Consider the following 15,925-nt stretch of genomic DNA (forward strand, 5'->3'; position numbering starts at 1 on the left):
TGTTCTGCCCGGACAGTTCTGCCCGGAACGTGGCCCGCGCTCACGTTTCCCCGGCAGCGCCCGGTCGTTGGAGGGATCGTGACACTTCTGACGAGGCGGGCAGGGGCGGGCTTGGCCGCCGTGGCGGCATGGGCGGGCCTGCTGGGCGGCCTGGCCGGATGCACCCAGGACGGCAGGGCCCCGGTCGAGATCCAGCTGCCCGGCAAACCCCGCTCGCCGGACGAGGCCATCCGGATCACCCCCGACGACAACGCGAAGGGGGTGCACGCCGACGGGCGGCTGTCGGTCACCGTGCCCGAGGGCCGCCTGGAGCGGGTCGTCGTCACCAAGGTGGAGGACGCGCAGCAGGAACAGGTCCCCGGCGCCATCGCCGCCGACGGGCTCAGCTGGAGCCCCGAGCCCGCGTCCGCCCGGCTCGCGCTCGCGGCCAAGTACACCGTGGACGCCGTCGCCCTGGACGGGCACGACCGCCGCCAGGCCCGCCACACCACCTTCACCACCTACGTTCCCGAGGAGCGGTTCATCGGCTACTTCAAGCCCGAGAACCGTTCGACCGTCGGCACCGGCATGATCGTCTCCTTCAGGTTCAGCCGGGCCATCGAGCGCCGCGCCGAAGTGGAGCGGGCCATTTCCGTCACCTCGGACCCGGGCGTCCAGGTCGTCGGCCACTGGTTCGGCCGGGAGCGGCTCGACTTCCGGCCCAAGGAGTACTGGAAGTCCGGCACCAAGGTCACCGTGAAGATGGACCTGCGCGACATCGAGGGCGCCCCGGGCTCGTACGGCATCCAGGACAAGACCGTCACCTTCACCGTGGGCCGCTCCCAGATCTCCACCGTGGACGCGGCCGCGCACACCATGGAGGTCCGCCGGGACGGGCAGCTGGTGTCGACCGTCCCGATCAGCGCCGGGGCGCCCAAGACCACCACCTACAACGGCAAGATGGTGGTGATGGAGATGTTCGACGTCACCCGGATGAACGGCCAGACGGTCGGCTTCGGCGGCGAGTACGACATCCCCGACGTCCCGCACGCCATGCGGCTCACCTCCTCCGGGACCTTCCTGCACGGGAACTACTGGTCCAGCCCCGACAGCTTCGGCACCACCAACCTGAGCCACGGATGCGTGGGCCTGCGCGACGACAAGGGCGGCGGCTCCGACACCCCGGCCGGCTGGTTCTTCGACCGGACCCTGGTCGGGGACGTGGTGGAGGTCGTGAACTCGCAGGACAAGACGGTCGCCCCCGACAACGGCCTGGGCGGCTGGAACATGTCCTGGGCGGACTGGGTCGCCGGCTCCTCCATCGCCTGAGCGCGGGCCGCCCCGGCCCCCCCGCCCCCGTCCGCCGGGGCCGGACGGGTGATTCGTGTGATCGGAATGCCGTAGCGCCCGTGTGTCCCTGCGTACGTGTGCACGAGGGTCCCCCCAGCCTGTCAGGGCGAAGCAGCCCCGGGGCGACGGACGGAGTGGCATGGCAGCCGGCACAGCAAGGGTGTGGCCGCTCGGCCTCGCCGCCGCGGTGGTACTCGCCGCGGCGGCACCGGCCCGTTCGGCCGACCGGGACGGGCCCGCCCCCGCGGCGCAGCCCGTCACGTCGGCCGTGGCCCCGGCGGGCAGCGCCCGCGTGGTCCTGCTGAACAGGGATCAGGACACCGGCGCGCCCCTGCCCGGCGCGAGGTTCGAGCTCTGGCGGGAGACCAACGACCGGCCGGGCCTCCAGAGCGCGGGTCCGGCGGCCGACGAGAAGCACGAGGGGGCATGCGTCACCGACGCCAGGGGCAGCTGCACGGTGGAGCTCGCGGTCAACGAGACCTACTACTGGCTGGAGGCGGGCGTCCCCGCCGGGTACGAGCGGCCCGCGGAACCCGTCACCGGCTTCGACCTGCAAGCGGGCACGCCCGAGGAGGGCCTCGTCCTCAACGTCGCGAACCGGCTGGAGGACGCGCCGTACGGCGGCCTGATCCGGGTCCGCACGAAGGACGCGAAGACCGAGTGGCCGCTGCACGGCGCGGTGGTCGAGCTCTGGAAGGAGACCAACCGCACCATGGGCCTCCAGACCGCCGGCATCGGCGCCGACCACAGGGCCAGGACCGGCTGCGCCACCGACGCCGACGGCATCTGCGACTTCGACCGGCTCGCCGACGGCTGGTACTACGTGGCCGAGAAGGACGTACCCGAGGGCTACGTCATGCCGAAGACCCCGGTGACCGCCCCGCAGTGGCTGGACGGCGAGACACCCGACCAGCGGCTCGTGGTCACCCTCCACAACAAGCGCGACGACCACGGCCGGGTCCCCGCCGCGGACGACGAGCAGGACGGGAGCGAGGAGGAGGCGGCGGCCGGCCGCCGGGCCGTGGCGCCGTCCCCCCGTACCCCGGTGAAGTGACCTCCTCACTCCGTCGGTGCATCAGCGCGAGCCGTACCCCCGCTCCACGGGATTAGCTGGGCTGCGAGCGTCCGACCCACAGCCCGAGGAGGCCCGGATGGCTGCACGCAAGGGGAGAGGCCCGCTGGCGGGTGCGGTGGCGCTCGGCGCCCTGCTCGCACTGGCGGGCCCGCACCCGGCCCGGGCCGCGGCGGCCCCGGCGGAACCGGAGAGCGCGTGCGTGGCCGGTACCGGCCCCTACCAGTGGGAGCTGGAGCAGCACCTGGGCCGGCCCGTCGACGGGGTGCAGTCGTCCGCGGACTGCTACGCGGTCCGCGCCTTCCAGCGGGCCAACGGAGTCACCCCGGCGGACGGCTATCCGGGCGTGGCCACCTTCCGCACGATGCTCGTCGTCGCCGCACGCCCGGACCCCAATGCCGCGGGCGACTGCCCCGTCCGCTCCCACCGCGTGACCTGCGTGGACATGGACCGCCAGTTGCTGTGGGTGCAGAGCGGCAGCCGCGTCGTCCTCGGGCCCGTCCCCATCCGTACCGGCCGCGACTTCCAGGAGACCCGGCCCGGCTGGCACGAGGTGTACTGGCGCAGCAAGGACCACGTCTCCTCCCTGTACGGCTCGCCCATGCCGCACGCCCAGTTCTTCGACGGGGGCCAGGCCCTCCACGGTTCACCCGGCTACCTGTACGGACACGGCGGTTCCGCCGGCTGTGTCAACCTCACGGAACCGGACGCGGAACGCCTGTGGAACCTGCTCACCGAGGGCGACGCGGTCTACGTCTGGGGCACCAAGCCCGGCACCGAGGACTGAGGGCCGATTCCGGTCCCGGCTGCACCCCGGCAGTTGGGACGGAACGGTGACAAGACCGTGGCTCATCGTGATCCCTCCCTGTGATTACCTGTCAACAAGCGCGCGACAGTCCGCGCGCGGGGGACATGGGGAGAACACGAGTGAACCTGCAGCCGATACGCGGCCGCGCCCGCACCGGCCTGCCGGCCCTTCTGCTGGGGGCGGCCCTGCTGTTCACCACCGCCTGCAGTGGCGGTGGCGGGGGTAACGGCAGCGGCAGCGGCGGCGACAACGGCGGGGGTGGCGGCAAGACCGGTACCGAGGCTTCCAAGGCGGTCGTCGCCGTCAAGCCCGACGACGGGGCCAAGGAGGTCGCCACCAGCGGCGTCCTGAAGATAACGAGCACGGGCGGCAAGCTCACCACGGTGACGGTCGCCGACACCAAGGGCAACGCGGTCGAGGGCAAGCTCGCCGACGACGGCGCGAGCTGGGAGCCGGCCCGCCACCTGGCCTCCGCCACCGAGTACAAGGTGCACGCGGTCGCCAAGGACGAGGCCGGCCGGGAGTCCGCCAAGGACACCAGCTTCACCACCCTGACCCCGACCAACACCTTCGTGGGCCACTACACGCCCGAGGACGGCACGACCGTCGGCGTGGGCATGCCCGTCTCGATCAGGTTCACCCGGGGCATCACCAACCCCGAGGCCGTCGAGAAGGCCATCACGGTGACGGCCGAGCCGGCCGTCCCGGTCGAGGGCCACTGGTTCGGCAACGACCGCATCGACTTCCGCCCCGAGAACTACTGGGCCGCGAACACCAAGGTCACCGTGAAGCTGGCCCTCGACGGAGTCGAAGGCCGCCCCGGGGTCTACGGCAAGCAGACCCGTACGGTCACCTTCACCGTCGGCCGCTCGCAGGTCTCCACCGTCGACGCGAGCAGCAAGCAGATGGAGGTCGTCCGTGACGGCCAGGTGCTCAAGAACGTCCCGATCACCGCGGGCGCCCCGTCGACGACCACCTACAACGGGCAGATGGTCATCAGCGAGAAGTACAAGGTGACCCGGATGAACGGCGCGACCGTCGGCTTCGGCGGCGAGTACGACATCCCCGACGTCCCGCACGCGATGCGCCTGTCGGACTCCGGCACCTTCGTCCACGGCAACTACTGGGCCTCGGCCGGTACGTTCGGTTCGTCCAACGTCAGCCACGGCTGCGTCGGCCTGCGCGACTCCCGCGGCGGCGGCGACGGCAACCAGCCCGCGGCCTGGTTCTTCAACGAGTCGCTGATCGGTGACGTGGTCATCGTGAAGAACTCGAAGGACAAGCAGATCGCCCCCGACAACGGCCTCAACGGCTGGAACATGCCGTGGGCGGAGTGGATCAAGTAGTCGCTTCACGGGCGTCCCGTACGCCCCATAGGTAGTCCCGGTGGCCCGGTGCTGTGACCCACAGCACCGGGCCACTTCACGTTAACCGGCGCTAACCTGGCCCGTATGACCCTCTCTCTCGAAGTCTCCGAAGGCGTCGGCACCATCCGCCTGGACCGGCCGCCCATGAACGCCCTGGACATCGCCACCCAGGACCGGCTGCGCGAGCTCGCGGTGGAGGCGACCGACCGGGCCGACGTCCGCGCGGTCATCATCTACGGCGGCGAGAAGGTGTTCGCGGCGGGCGCGGACATCAAGGAGATGCAGACGATGGACCACGCGGCGATGGTCGCCCGGTCCCGCGCGCTCCAGGACGCCTTCACCGCCGTCGCCCGCATCCCCAAGCCCGTCGTCGCGGCCATCACCGGCTACGCGCTGGGCGGCGGTTGCGAACTCGCGCTGTGCGCCGACTACCGGATCGCCGCCGACAACGCGAAGCTCGGCCAGCCCGAGATCCTGCTGGGCCTGATCCCGGGCGCCGGCGGCACCCAGCGGCTGTCCCGGCTGATCGGACCGTCCAAGGCCAAGGACCTGATCTTCACCGGCCGCATGGTCAAGGCCGACGAGGCGCTGACCCTCGGCCTGGTCGACCGGGTGGTGCCCGCCGCCGAGGTGTACGAGCAGGCGCACGCCTGGGCCGCCAAGCTCGCGCAGGGTCCGGCGATCGCGCTGCGCGCCGCCAAGGAGTGCGTGGACGCGGGCCTGGAGGCCGACATCGACACCGGACTCACCATCGAACGCAACTGGTTCGCGGGCCTGTTCGCCACCGAGGACCGCGAGCGCGGCATGCGCAGTTTCGTCGAAGAGGGCCCGGGCAAGGCGAAGTTCGTCTGAGCCGGGTGACCCGGCCGAGGACCCCGGTCCTCCCTCCGGGTGGATTAGCCAGGCCTTAAGGCAACCTTAAGGAGAATCGGTGATCCACTCGCTGTGATCAATTCCGTGCGGCGCGTCACCGCAGGTCAAGGCGGGCGCCTGGGCCCTCCGATTGCCTCCTGCATATGACAGAACACCCCCTTGGATTCGTTGAATCCGGGGGGTGTTTTCCTGTGGAACGGCCCGGGCGGGCGGGTCGGCCGTCCATGATGGGTGCATGGCGGGCCTGGAGGGTGTGGAACAGCCGCGGCAGCGCGGCAGCGCTTCGGCGGTACGGCTCACGGCGGCCGTTGAGGATGAACAGGGCCTCAAAGCGCTGGAGTTGTACGGTAATCCGGCCGAAGGTGAAGTGACGTTGCCGTCCATGCCGGAGTCCGCGAGCACCGCGCGCCGGCTCACCCAGTGCGTGGTGATCCGCCTCTGGGGCCTCTCGCCGCAGATCGCCGAGCACGCCGTCCTGCTGGTCTCCGAACTCGTCGGCAACGCGGTCCGGCACACCGGGGCCCGCTCCTTCGGCTTACGCATGCTGCGCCGCCGCGGCTGGATCCGGGTGGAGGTGCGCGACCCCTCGCGCGGACTGCCCTGCCTGATGCCGGTCCATGAGATGGACACCACCGGCCGGGGCCTCTTCCTCGTCGACAAGCTGTCCGACCGCTGGGGTGCGGACCTGCTGCCGCGCGGGAAGATCACCTGGTTCGAGATGCGGGTGGCCGACCGCCAGAACGCCTGAAGCCCCCGTGCGCCGTGTGGGGCGGTATGGGGGCTCCATGGGTGCGCCGAGGATCTAAGGGGGTGTGATCCTCGGCGTGGCGACTTCGCTCGGGTCAATGGGAAGTCGTGCTTCCGACTATGGCAGACGAGGGCCCAAACGCCAAAAGTCCCTACTTGGACATAAGTGGGCAAATCGTAAGACTTTCTTGCTAAATCTTAGGTGAGGTGGGCCACTGACCTCGCAATCCATGAATAAGTATCGACTGCTCTGTGTAAATCGTTGATCACATAGCGACCTCATCACCCGGTTAGCCTCTTTTCGCGACCGTCCTGAATTGGGTCAATCATTACCATCCGGGTCATCCGCCCCTTAAATGGGCAAGTGCTCTCACAACCAGGCCGCCGCGCGGCCCTGCGCGTCGCCCTGCGCGCGGCCGGTGCCGGGGCGGCCGCCGCCGCGGCCGGCCTCACCGCCGCCTGCGGACCGGGCCGGTCCCGCACCGCGCCCGCCGCCGAGCCGCCCTCCGGCACTCCGACCGGTCCTGCCCGCCCGGCCCGCCCGGCGCAGGCCGCCCCGGCCGCCGCCCCCCGCCGGTTCGCCGGGCAGCCCGCCGAGATCGGCCACGGTCCGCGCGACCGCCCCCGGGTCGCCCTCACCTTCCACGGCAACGGGGACCCCGCCATCGCCCGGGAGGTGCTGACCGCGGCCGAGAAGGGCGGCGCGAAGGTCACCGTCCTCGCGATCGGATCCTGGCTCGACGCCCACCCGGAACTGGCCCGCCGCATCCTCGACGGCGGTCACGAGCTCGGCAATCACACCCAGCGCCACCTCGCGATCAACGACATGCCCGAGGTGGAGGCCTACGCCGAGATCACCGGCTGCGCACAGCGGCTCAAGCGGCTCACCGGCTCCATCGGCACCTGGTTCCGGCCCTCCCAGACCCAGTACGCGACCCCGCTCGTCCAGAAGCTGGCCCAGCGGGCGGGCTACCCGCACGTCCTCTCGTACGACGTGGACTCCCTCGACTTCACCTCGCCCGGCGCCGCGGCCGTCATCCGCACCGTCACCGGGACGATCCGGCCCGGATCGGTGGTGAGCCTGCACTTCGGCTACGCGGACACGGTCGACGCGATGCCTCCCCTCCTCGAAGAACTCGCGCGCCGCAACCTGCGCGCGGTGACCACCACGGAGCTGCTGACCCCATGACGACCACCCGCCTTCCCCGGACCGCCGGCGTGCTGCTGGCAGGGCTGGTCCTCGCCGCCCTGGCCGGCTGTGGATCGGCCGACAAGGGACCCGCCGAGGCGCTCGGCACCAAGGGCCCGGCCGGGCCCGTCAAGGCCGTGCCGGCCGCCCCGCCCGGTCTGCCCGGCATGCCGCCGCTCCTCGATCCGAACGACGTCTACGCGGCGGACCGGCCGAACAAGCTCTCCCCCGTGGTCAAGGACTTCCCCTCCCGCATCTACGTGCCGAACACCAACTCCAACACGGTGTCCGTCATCGACCCGGAGACCTACCGGGTCATCGACACCATCCCGGTCGGGGTCCAGCCCCAGCACGTGGTGCCCTCCTGGGACCTGAAGACCCTGTGGGTCAACAACAACCGGGGCCACACCCTCACCCCGATCAACCCGGCCACCGGTGAGGCCGGAAAGCCCGTTGAGGTGCACGACCCGTACAACCTGTACTTCACGCCGAACGGCAAGTACGCGATCGTCATGGCCTCGATGGACAAGGAGCTGGTCTTCCGCGACCCGCACACGATGGACCGCGTGAAGACGGTCCCCGTGACCTGCTACGGCGTCAACCACGCGGACTTCTCCGCCGACGGCCGCTACTTCATCGTGAGCTGCGAGTTCTCCGGGGAACTCCTCAAGGTCGACACCGAGCGCATGGAGGTCGTCGGCCAGCAGAAGCTCCCGTTCGAGGGCGCGATGCCGCAGGACGTCAAGGTCTCCCCGGACGGGAAGACGTTCTACGTCGCGGACATGATGGCGCACGGCATGTGGGTGCTGAGCGGGGACAAGTTCGAGATCCCCAAGCTGCTGCCCACGGGCAAGGGCTGCCACGGCCTCTACGTCAGCCGTGACTCCAAGGAGATGTACGTCTCCAACCGCGGCGAGGGCACCATCTCGGTCTTCAACTTCCCCGAGAACAAGCTCACCAAGAAGTGGACGCTGCCGGACGGCGGCAGCCCCGACATGGGCGGTGTCTCCGCCGACGGCAAGGTGCTGTGGCTGTCGGGCCGCTACAACTCCGAGGTCTACGCGGTCGACACCCGGACCGGGAAGCAGATCGCCCGGATCCCGGTCGGCGGCGGACCGCACGGACTTGCCGTGTACCCGCAGCCCGGCCGCTACTCGCTCGGCCACACCGGCATCTTCCGCTAGGCGGTCTCCCGCTGACCCCGTCGGGTGCATGACGCGGCAGTGCCCCGGGAGCTCGCACAGCTCCCGGGGCACTGCCGTCGGTCCGTCGGTCCGCGGGCCGTCACTGTGCGACCGCAGGACGCTCCGGCAGCCGCTCGACCCCGGCCCTGCCCGCCGAGGAGCCCCGTACGCTCCTCGGCGGGCAGGGCCGGGCGGTCTTTCGGTCGGTGAACCGGTCGGCCGTGGTCGATTCACCGTCGGGAAGCGCGGAACCGGCAAAATGCCGGGCCATTTCCGTGCGGCCCTTTCGGGGCTTGACGCCGGTTCCCGGAGAATTTTGGATGCGCCGGTGCGGGAATGGGTGAGATGGATTTCGGCCGGAATTCCTCAAGGCGCCCGGGCGCGGATTTCCGCCCGGAGCGGCCCCGGTTCCGGTGCGCCCCTGAGGGCCCGTCACCGGCCGGCCCCGATCTTTTCACGTGGAGGTTCGCGCAGACGAAGCCCGGCGGGGCGGGGCCTGCGACGCGCCGAGCCCGCCACCGCCGTTTTCCCGGATGCGGTGGCAGGTGCGAGTGAAGGGCGGAACTCCGAATGATGCGTCCGTTGTGATCGTCATCTGAATGATCGCCCTTGTTGCCACTTGTCCCTGGGAGCCCTGTGCTCCTGGTGTGGCGGCAACGTCATTACGTTATGCCGTGATCCCGGAGTGTGACAAGTGGAAACTTGGTCCGTTTCCGTCGGAATTATTGATTCCGTATACGTCGCGGTAATTGAAATCGTTTCTGCCGTCCGAACGGGACCCGAGGCGGGGGCGGAACGGGGCGGCCGCTACCCTGAGCCGGTCAGCAAGGCATCAAGAAGGAGTGGACCCAGTGGCGGACATCGAGAGCGCACGGACGACGTTCGGCAAGTTCGACGTGAACGGTGACGGCTTCGTCACGGCCGACGAGTTCAAGGCGGCCATGGCGGCCATGGGCGACCCGTTCGTCACCGGCCCCGTCGCGGACGCCGTGATCGCCGCCAAGGACGCGAACGGCGACGGCCTGCTGAGCTTCGACGAGTTCTGGGCCTCCCTGAACAAGTAGTCCCTCCGCCGCTGCCCCCGCCCCGGTCCGCCGGGCCGGGGGCAGCGGCGTGCGACCCGCGTCCGGGATCCCGCGTCAGGCCTGCGGACCGGACATGTCCTCGACCTCGCCGAGGGCCTCCTCCAGCCAGTGCAGCCAGAACGTCTCCAGGGCGATCCCGCCGTGCAGCACGAGCCGGCGCAGCCGGTCCTCCACCGCGTCCCGCCCCGGCGGGAAGTCCTTCTCCTCGATCGCCTCGTACTGCGCCAGCTGGCGCCGGTGCAGCTCCAGATGGCGCCGCAGCTCGGGACCGAGCCCCTGCGGCCCGACCACACCCGCCGCGCGGATCCGCAGCAGCAACGGGTCGCGCATCGGTTTGGGGTCCTGGCTCTCCGCGACCCAACGGGCCAGCTCCGCGCCGCCGGCCGGCAGCACCTCGTACTCCTTCTTCTGCCCCCGCACGGGCACCGCGCTCGGCAGCTCCCGGATCAGCCCGGATTCCTCGAGCCGCCCCAGCTCGCGGTAGATCTGCTGGTGCGTCGCCGACCAGAAGTACCCGATCGACTTGTCGAACCGCCGGGTCAGCTCCAGCCCGGACGAGGGCTTCTCGAGCAGGGCGGTGAGGATGGCGTGCGGCAGGGACATGGCGCCATCCTAGGTTTGCCGCGGCGCGGGCAGCGAAGCCGCCCGTCCTCGCCCGCGCACGGCCGACCACGGACGGGCGCGGCCCGGTGGCGGTGCGGGGGCCCGCTGCCGACGCTGGGGGAGTGGCTGCCTCATACGACTACTCGGACCTGACCGCCCTCTACGTGAACTGCACGCTCAAACGCTCGCCGGAGACCAGCAACACCGAGGGCCTGATCGACAAGAGCCGCGCGGTCATGGAGGCGGCCGGCGCCCGGACCTCGCTCCTGCGCGCCGTCGACCACGACATCGCGACCGGGGTCTGGCCCGACATGACCGAGCACGGCTGGGAGAGCGACCAGTGGCCGGTCCTCTACAGCCAGATCATGGACGCCGACATCCTCGTGCTGTGCGGCCCCATCTGGCTCGGTGACAACAGCTCCGTGATGAAGCAGGTCATCGAGCGGCTCTACGCCTGCTCCTCCCTGCTGAACGAGCGGGGCCAGTACGCCTACTACGGGCGGGTCGGGGGCGCGCTGATCACCGGCAACGAGGACGGCGTCAAGCACTGCGCCATGAACATCCTCTACAGCCTGCAGCACCTCGGCTACACGATCCCGCCGCAGGCCGACGCGGGCTGGATCGGCGAGGCCGGACCCGGACCCTCGTATCTGGACCCCGGCTCGGGCGGCCCCGAGAACGACTTCACCAACCGCAACACCGCCTTCATGTCGTGGAACCTCCTGCACCTGGCCGCGCTGCTCAAGCGCACGGGCGGCATCCCGGCGCACGGCAACCAGCGCTCGCTGTGGGACGCGGGCTGCCGGTTCGACTTCCCCAACCCCGAGCACCGCTGAACCCGCGGCAGGCAGGAGCGGTCCCGTGGAGCAGCTGCTGAGAGTCCAGAACTTCACCGTCTCGCGGGACGGATTCGGCGCCGGTGAGCACCAGAGCCTGGAGCGGCCGTTCGGCGACGCCGATCCCGGGGAACTGTTCGCCTGGGCCGGAGCCACGGCGAGCTGGCCCCACCGCACCGACCCCGCGGGGAGCCGGGGCCTCGACGACTACTTCACGCGGGACTTCGCGCACAACATCGGCGCAGAGATCATGGGCCGCAACAAGTTCGGACCCCAGCGCGGGCCCTGGGCCGACCACGACTGGCGCGGCTGGTGGGGTGACGAGCCCCCGTTCCACACCCCCGTCTTCGTCATGACCCACCACACGCGTCCTTCGTTCACGCTCTCCGACACCACCTTCCACTTCGTCGACGACGACCCGGCCACGGCCCTCGCCATGGCGCGGGACGCGGCACGGGGCAAGGACGTCCGGCTCGGTGGCGGGGCGACCACCATCCGCGAGTTCCTCGACGCAGGCCTCGTCGACACCCTGCACGTGGCGGTCTCGCCGGTGGAGATCGGCTCCGGTGTGCGGCTCTGGGAGTCGCCCGAGGAGCTGCTCGACCGGTTCCACCTCGACGTCGTGCCCAGTCCGAGCGGTGTGACGCACCACCTGTTCTGGCGGAGGTGACGGGCGGGCCCGCGCGCGGGCCGGATGCGGATCCGGGCGGCGCCCCGACGCACACCGCAGGGCCCGGGGCGCGGATGCCCCGGGCCCTGCGGCAGCGGTGGTTCAGCGTGCGATGTCGACGACGAACCGTTCGGGCGAGTGAAGGGTGAAGGCGCGGTAGTACGGCAGGGTGTCGAAGGCGGTGCCGAAGGTGACGTACCCCTCGTAGTCGCCGGTCAGGGCGATGCCCTTGAGCTTGGGCAGGTTGATCTTCTGCAGCTTGGGCCCCTGGTAGACGCTCTGACCCGCGTCGTTGTGCGCGGCGGCGGGGTTGAGGCGGATCTCCAGGAAGTACTTCCCGGCCAGCGGCACGGGTTTCCCGGACCCGTCGTAGACCAGCTGCGGTACGGGAGTGACGGTGGCCGTGGGGACGTAGCCCTGGATGTCGATGACGATCCGGTCGAACGTGGGGTGCCCGGCCCAGCGCGCGTTGACGACGAGCGGGGTCTGGGTCTGTGTGTTGGCGGCGACGGTGTTGGTGGCGGCGCCGGTGGAGGCCGAGGCAGGTGCGGCGAAGGAGAGGCAGGCGGCGAGCAGGGCGCCGGTTGCCAGGGCCGCGAACTGCCGGAGACGGGCGTGGATCATGTTGTCCCCTCGATTCTCGAGAGACGGGGACGGGTGGCACAGCGTAGGACGCCCCGGGCGCCCCCGCGGTTCCGCTTCCGCGCGCGGCCGGTTTCCGGTGCCGTGGACGGGTGGATGCGAGAGGGGCCCGGCGCACGCGCCGGGCCCCTCTCGCATCACGCGGTGCGCGTCAGCACTCGATGACGTTGACCGCGAGACCGCCGCGGGCGGTCTCCTTGTACTTGACCTTCATGTCGGCGCCGGTCTCCTTCATGGTCTTGATGACCTTGTCGAGGGAGACCTTGTGGCTGCCGTCGCCGCGCATCGCCATCCGGGCCGCGGTGACGGCCTTGACCGCCGCCATGCCGTTGCGCTCGATGCACGGGATCTGCACCAGGCCGCCGACCGGGTCGCAGGTCAGGCCCAGGTTGTGCTCCATGCCGATCTCGGCCGCGTTCTCGACCTGCTCCGGGGTGCCGCCGAGCACCTCGGCGAGGGCGCCGGCCGCCATCGAGCAGGCGGAGCCCACCTCGCCCTGGCAGCCGACCTCGGCGCCGGAGATCGAGGCGTTCTCCTTGAAGAGCATGCCGATCGCGCCCGCGGCGAGCAGGAAGCGGACCACGCCGTCCTCGTCCGCGCCCGGCACGAAGTTCATGTAGTAGTGGAGTACGGCCGGCAGGACGCCCGCGGCGCCGTTGGTCGGCGCGGTCACGACCCGGCCGCCCGCCGCGTTCTCCTCGTTGACCGCCATCGCGTAGATCGTCGCCCACTCGCTGCGGTGCAGCATCGGGTCGCCCTCGGTGCGCAGCTGGCGCGCCGTGGAGGCGGCCCGGCGCTTGACCCGCAGGCCGCCGGGGAGGATGCCCTCGCGGGACATGCCGCGCGAGACGCAGGACTGCATGACGCGCCAGATCTCCAGGAGACCTTCGCGGATCTCCTCCTCCGTGCGCCAGGCCTTCTCGTTCTCCAGCATCAGCGAGGAGATCGACAGACCGGTCTCGTTCGCGAGGCGCAGCATCTCGTCGCCCGAGCGGAAGGGGTACTTCAGCACCGTGTCGTCGAGCTTGATCCGGTCCTCGCCGACCGCGTCCTCGTCCACGACGAAGCCGCCGCCGACCGAGTAGTAGGTCTTCTCCAGCAGCGGGGTGCCGGCGCTGTCGTAGGCGAAGAGCGTCATGCCGTTCGCGTGGTACGGCAGGGAGCGCCGGCGGTGCAGGATCAGCTGGTTCGGCTCGTCGAAGGCGATCTCGTGGGCATCGCCTATCTCGGCGCCCAGCAGCCGCAGCCGGCCGCTCCTGCGGATGCGCTCGACCTCGTCGTCGGCGGTCTCCACGTTCACCGTGCGGGGGGAGTGGCCCTCAAGGCCGAGCAGCACCGCCTTGGGGGTGCCGTGTCCGTGGCCGGTCGCGCCGAGGGATCCGAAGAGCTCGGCCCGGACGGAGGCGGTCTGGGCCAGCACGCCGTCCTTCTTCAGCCGCGTCACGAACATGCGCGCGGCCCGCATCGGACCGACCGTGTGGGAGGAGGAGGGACCGATGCCGATGGAGAAGAGATCGAAGACGGAGATGGCCACGGTGGCGGACTCCCTTGTCTGCTCGTGGGGTGGGAGGGGGCAGGAGAGGTGGATTATTCGGATTTTGTCCGGCAGACGAGCTTAACGCGGGCAGGTGAACGTCTCGTCGGCCGGACGAGGTGGGATGGATTACGCGGACGGGGCGGGCGGGTGCCGGTCCCCGGCCCCGGGCCCGTGCTCAGGCCCGCGCCGGCCCCTGTTCCGGCCCCGGCCCGGCTCCGCGCGGCGGAAGACGAAAGGGGCCCGGCCTGTACGAGAACATGGCCGGGCCCCCTTCGTAGCCGTGTGCGGACCGCCGGCTAGAGCGACGGGTACAGCGGGAACTTCGCGGCGAGCGCGGAGACGCGCGCCTTGAGGGCCTCGCCGTCGTACGCGGGCTTCAGTGCGGCCGCGATGATCTCGGCGACCTCGGTGAAGGCCTCGGCGTCGAAACCGCGGGTGGCCAGGGCCGGCGTACCGATCCGCAGACCCGAGGTGACCATCGGCGGCCGCGGGTCGTTCGGGATGGCGTTGCGGTTGACCGTGATGCCGACCTCGTGGAGGCGGTCCTCGGCCTGCTGGCCGTCCAGCTCGGAGTTGCGCAGGTCGACCAGGACCAGGTGCACGTCGGTGCCACCGGTGAGGACGTCCACGCCCACGGCCTTGACGTCGTCCTGGACCAGGCGGGCGGCGAGGATCTTCGCGCCCTCCAGGGTGCGCTCCTGGCGCTCCTTGAACTCGGGCGAGGCCGCGACCAGGAAGGAGACCGCCTTGGCCGCGATCACGTGCTCCAGCGGGCCGCCCTGCTGACCCGGGAAGACCGCGGAGTTGATCTTCTTGGCCAGCTCCTGCGTCGACAGGATCACACCGCCGCGCGGACCGCCGAGGGTCTTGTGCGTGGTGGTGGTGACGACGTGGGCGTGCGGCACCGGGTTCGGGTGCAGACCCGCGGCGACCAGGCCGGCGAAGTGCGCCATGTCGACCATCAGGAACGCGCCGACCTCGTCCGCGATCCGGCGGAAGGCGGCGAAGTCCAGCTGGCGCGGGTAGGCGGACCAGCCGGCGACGATCAGCTGCGGCTTGGACTCCTTGGCGAGGCGCTCGACCTCGGCCATGTCCACCTCGCCGGTCTCGTCGACGTGGTACGGGACCACGTTGTAGAGCTTGCCGGAGAAGTTGATCTTCATGCCGTGGGTCAGGTGACCGCCGTGGGCCAGGTTCAGACCCATGATCGTGTCGCCCGGCTTCAGCAGCGCGAACATCGCGGCGGCGTTGGCCTGCGCACCGGAGTGCGGCTGGACGTTCGCGGCCTCGGCGCCGAACAGCGCCTTGATGCGGTCGATCGCGATCTGCTCGACCACGTCGACGTGCTCGCAGCCACCGTAGTAACGGCGGCCCGGGTAGCCCTCGGCGTACTTGTTGGTCAGGACCGAACCCTGGGCCTCCATGACGGCGACCGGAGCGAAGTTCTCCGACGCGATCATTTCCAGGGTGGACTGCTGGCGTGCGAGCTCGGCGTCGACAGCGGCGGCGACGTCCGGGTCGAGCTCGTGGAGAGGGGTGTTCAGTACAGACATCAGGGTCCCCTGGGGTCAGTTACCGGCGGTGAGCTTGGTGTACTCCTCGAAGGAGAGCGTGTCCTTCGGCTCCTCCGAGAGACGCACCTTGAAGAGCCAGCCGCCCTCGAACGGGGCGGTGTTCACGAGCGCCGGGTCTTCCACGACGTCCTGGTTGGCCTCGACGATCTCACCGGAGACGGGGGAGTAGAGGTCGCTGACCGACTTGGTCGACTCCAGCTCGCCACAGGTGTCGCCCTCGGTCACGGTCTCGCCGGCCTCGGGGAGCTGGGCGTAGACGACGTCACCGAGCGCGTTGGCCGCGAACTCCGTGATGCCGACCGTCGCGACGCCGTCCACGGCGTCCGACAGCCACTCGTGCTCCTTGGTGTAACGCAGCTTCTCGGGGTTGCTCATGACCTGATTCTCCTGGATGCGGGGGAGTGGATAC

Annotated in this window: 16 protein-coding genes; 11 read left to right on the forward strand and 5 right to left on the reverse strand. The window is 70.5% G+C overall.

Annotation, left to right across the window (positions count from 1 at the left end):
- Positions 1 to 87 precede the first annotated feature (87 nt).
- The 9 genes from OG444_RS26635 (at position 88) to OG444_RS26675 (ending at position 9,633) form a co-directional block, all read left to right on the forward strand.
- A complete protein-coding gene (locus OG444_RS26635) occupies positions 88 to 1,308 on the forward strand; it encodes a L,D-transpeptidase (protein ID WP_327266942.1) in 1,221 nt (406 codons plus the stop codon).
- A 160-nt stretch (positions 1,309 to 1,468) separates the two neighbouring features.
- Positions 1,469 to 2,383: an MSCRAMM family protein gene (locus OG444_RS26640; RefSeq protein ID WP_327264540.1), complete on the forward strand. Its 915-nt coding sequence runs from the start codon at positions 1,469 to 1,471 to the stop codon at positions 2,381 to 2,383.
- A gap of 97 nt (positions 2,384 to 2,480) precedes the next feature.
- Entirely contained in the window at positions 2,481 to 3,188 is a 708-nt protein-coding gene (locus OG444_RS26645) for a L,D-transpeptidase family protein (RefSeq protein WP_327264541.1), read from the forward strand.
- Between the two features lie 125 nt (positions 3,189 to 3,313).
- A complete protein-coding gene (locus tag OG444_RS26650; protein WP_383197541.1) occupies positions 3,314 to 4,555 on the forward strand; it encodes a L,D-transpeptidase in 1,242 nt (413 codons plus the stop codon).
- Between the two features lie 105 nt (positions 4,556 to 4,660).
- The gene (locus OG444_RS26655; protein WP_030009108.1) at positions 4,661 to 5,428 is read left to right on the forward strand and encodes an enoyl-CoA hydratase/isomerase family protein; all 768 of its coding nucleotides are present in this window, start codon (positions 4,661 to 4,663) and stop codon (positions 5,426 to 5,428) included.
- Between the two features lie 256 nt (positions 5,429 to 5,684).
- Positions 5,685 to 6,197: an ATP-binding protein gene (locus OG444_RS26660; protein ID WP_327264542.1), complete on the forward strand. Its 513-nt coding sequence runs from the start codon at positions 5,685 to 5,687 to the stop codon at positions 6,195 to 6,197.
- A 363-nt stretch (positions 6,198 to 6,560) separates the two neighbouring features.
- Positions 6,561 to 7,385 (forward strand): polysaccharide deacetylase family protein, encoded by an 825-nt coding sequence (locus tag OG444_RS26665; protein ID WP_327264543.1) that lies wholly within the window; start codon positions 6,561 to 6,563, stop codon positions 7,383 to 7,385.
- On the forward strand, positions 7,382 to 8,569 hold the full coding sequence (locus OG444_RS26670) for a YncE family protein (protein WP_327264544.1): 1,188 nt from the start codon (positions 7,382 to 7,384) through the stop codon (positions 8,567 to 8,569). Before OG444_RS26665 ends, OG444_RS26670 begins: the two co-directional genes overlap by 4 nt.
- A gap of 851 nt (positions 8,570 to 9,420) precedes the next feature.
- Complete coding sequence (locus OG444_RS26675; RefSeq protein ID WP_150259513.1) at positions 9,421 to 9,633, forward strand: EF-hand domain-containing protein; 213 nt, start codon at positions 9,421 to 9,423, stop codon at positions 9,631 to 9,633.
- 75 nt (positions 9,634 to 9,708) lie between these two features.
- Here OG444_RS26675 and OG444_RS26680 read toward each other — a convergent pair whose 3' ends face one another.
- Entirely contained in the window at positions 9,709 to 10,257 is a 549-nt protein-coding gene (locus OG444_RS26680) for a PadR family transcriptional regulator (protein WP_327264545.1), read from the reverse strand.
- A 122-nt stretch (positions 10,258 to 10,379) separates the two neighbouring features.
- Here OG444_RS26680 and OG444_RS26685 point away from each other — a divergent pair, with 122 nt between their 5' ends.
- Together OG444_RS26685 and OG444_RS26690 are read left to right on the forward strand one after the other, a co-directional pair.
- Entirely contained in the window at positions 10,380 to 11,093 is a 714-nt protein-coding gene (locus OG444_RS26685) for a flavodoxin family protein (protein ID WP_327264546.1), read from the forward strand.
- A gap of 25 nt (positions 11,094 to 11,118) precedes the next feature.
- A complete protein-coding gene (locus OG444_RS26690; protein WP_327264547.1) occupies positions 11,119 to 11,763 on the forward strand; it encodes a dihydrofolate reductase family protein in 645 nt (214 codons plus the stop codon).
- 102 nt (positions 11,764 to 11,865) lie between these two features.
- Here the strand turns inward: OG444_RS26690 and OG444_RS26695 are convergent, their stop codons facing one another.
- The 4 genes from OG444_RS26695 to gcvH form a co-directional block, all read right to left on the reverse strand.
- Positions 11,866 to 12,387, reverse strand: a complete 522-nt coding sequence (locus OG444_RS26695; RefSeq protein ID WP_327264548.1) for an AMIN-like domain-containing (lipo)protein — start codon at positions 12,385 to 12,387, stop codon at positions 11,866 to 11,868.
- A 169-nt stretch (positions 12,388 to 12,556) separates the two neighbouring features.
- Positions 12,557 to 13,939 carry an L-serine ammonia-lyase gene (locus OG444_RS26700; protein ID WP_327264549.1) on the reverse strand — a complete coding sequence of 461 codons (1,383 nt, stop codon included), beginning with the start codon at positions 13,937 to 13,939 and terminating at the stop codon, positions 12,557 to 12,559.
- Between the two features lie 299 nt (positions 13,940 to 14,238).
- Entirely contained in the window at positions 14,239 to 15,495 is a 1,257-nt protein-coding gene (glyA, locus tag OG444_RS26705) for a serine hydroxymethyltransferase (RefSeq protein ID WP_327264550.1), read from the reverse strand.
- Positions 15,496 to 15,510: 15 nt separating this feature from the next.
- Positions 15,511 to 15,891, reverse strand: a complete 381-nt coding sequence (gcvH, locus tag OG444_RS26710) for a glycine cleavage system protein GcvH (RefSeq protein WP_327264551.1) — start codon at positions 15,889 to 15,891, stop codon at positions 15,511 to 15,513.
- Positions 15,892 to 15,925 lie beyond the last annotated feature (34 nt).

It is taken from the genome of Streptomyces sp. NBC_01232 (assembly GCF_035989885.1).
Taxonomy (GTDB): domain Bacteria; phylum Actinomycetota; class Actinomycetes; order Streptomycetales; family Streptomycetaceae; genus Streptomyces.

What these genes read in the sequence shown, in the direction of transcription:
- OG444_RS26655 (WP_030009108.1), top strand. Translation starts at nt 4,661, where the DNA reads ATGACCCTCTCTCTCGAAGTCTCCGAAGGCGTCGGCACCATCCGCCTG.
- gcvH (WP_327264551.1), bottom strand. Translation starts at nt 15,891, where the DNA reads ATGAGCAACCCCGAGAAGCTGCGTTACACCAAGGAGCACGAGTGGCTG.
- OG444_RS26695 (WP_327264548.1), bottom strand. Translation starts at nt 12,387, where the DNA reads ATGATCCACGCCCGTCTCCGGCAGTTCGCGGCCCTGGCAACCGGCGCC.
- OG444_RS26650 (WP_383197541.1), top strand. Translation starts at nt 3,314, where the DNA reads ATGGGGAGAACACGAGTGAACCTGCAGCCGATACGCGGCCGCGCCCGC.
- OG444_RS26645 (WP_327264541.1), top strand. Translation starts at nt 2,481, where the DNA reads ATGGCTGCACGCAAGGGGAGAGGCCCGCTGGCGGGTGCGGTGGCGCTC.
- glyA (WP_327264550.1), bottom strand. Translation starts at nt 15,495, where the DNA reads ATGTCTGTACTGAACACCCCTCTCCACGAGCTCGACCCGGACGTCGCC.
- OG444_RS26670 (WP_327264544.1), top strand. Translation starts at nt 7,382, where the DNA reads ATGACGACCACCCGCCTTCCCCGGACCGCCGGCGTGCTGCTGGCAGGG.
- OG444_RS26660 (WP_327264542.1), top strand. Translation starts at nt 5,685, where the DNA reads ATGGCGGGCCTGGAGGGTGTGGAACAGCCGCGGCAGCGCGGCAGCGCT.
- OG444_RS26640 (WP_327264540.1), top strand. Translation starts at nt 1,469, where the DNA reads ATGGCAGCCGGCACAGCAAGGGTGTGGCCGCTCGGCCTCGCCGCCGCG.
- OG444_RS26680 (WP_327264545.1), bottom strand. Translation starts at nt 10,257, where the DNA reads ATGTCCCTGCCGCACGCCATCCTCACCGCCCTGCTCGAGAAGCCCTCG.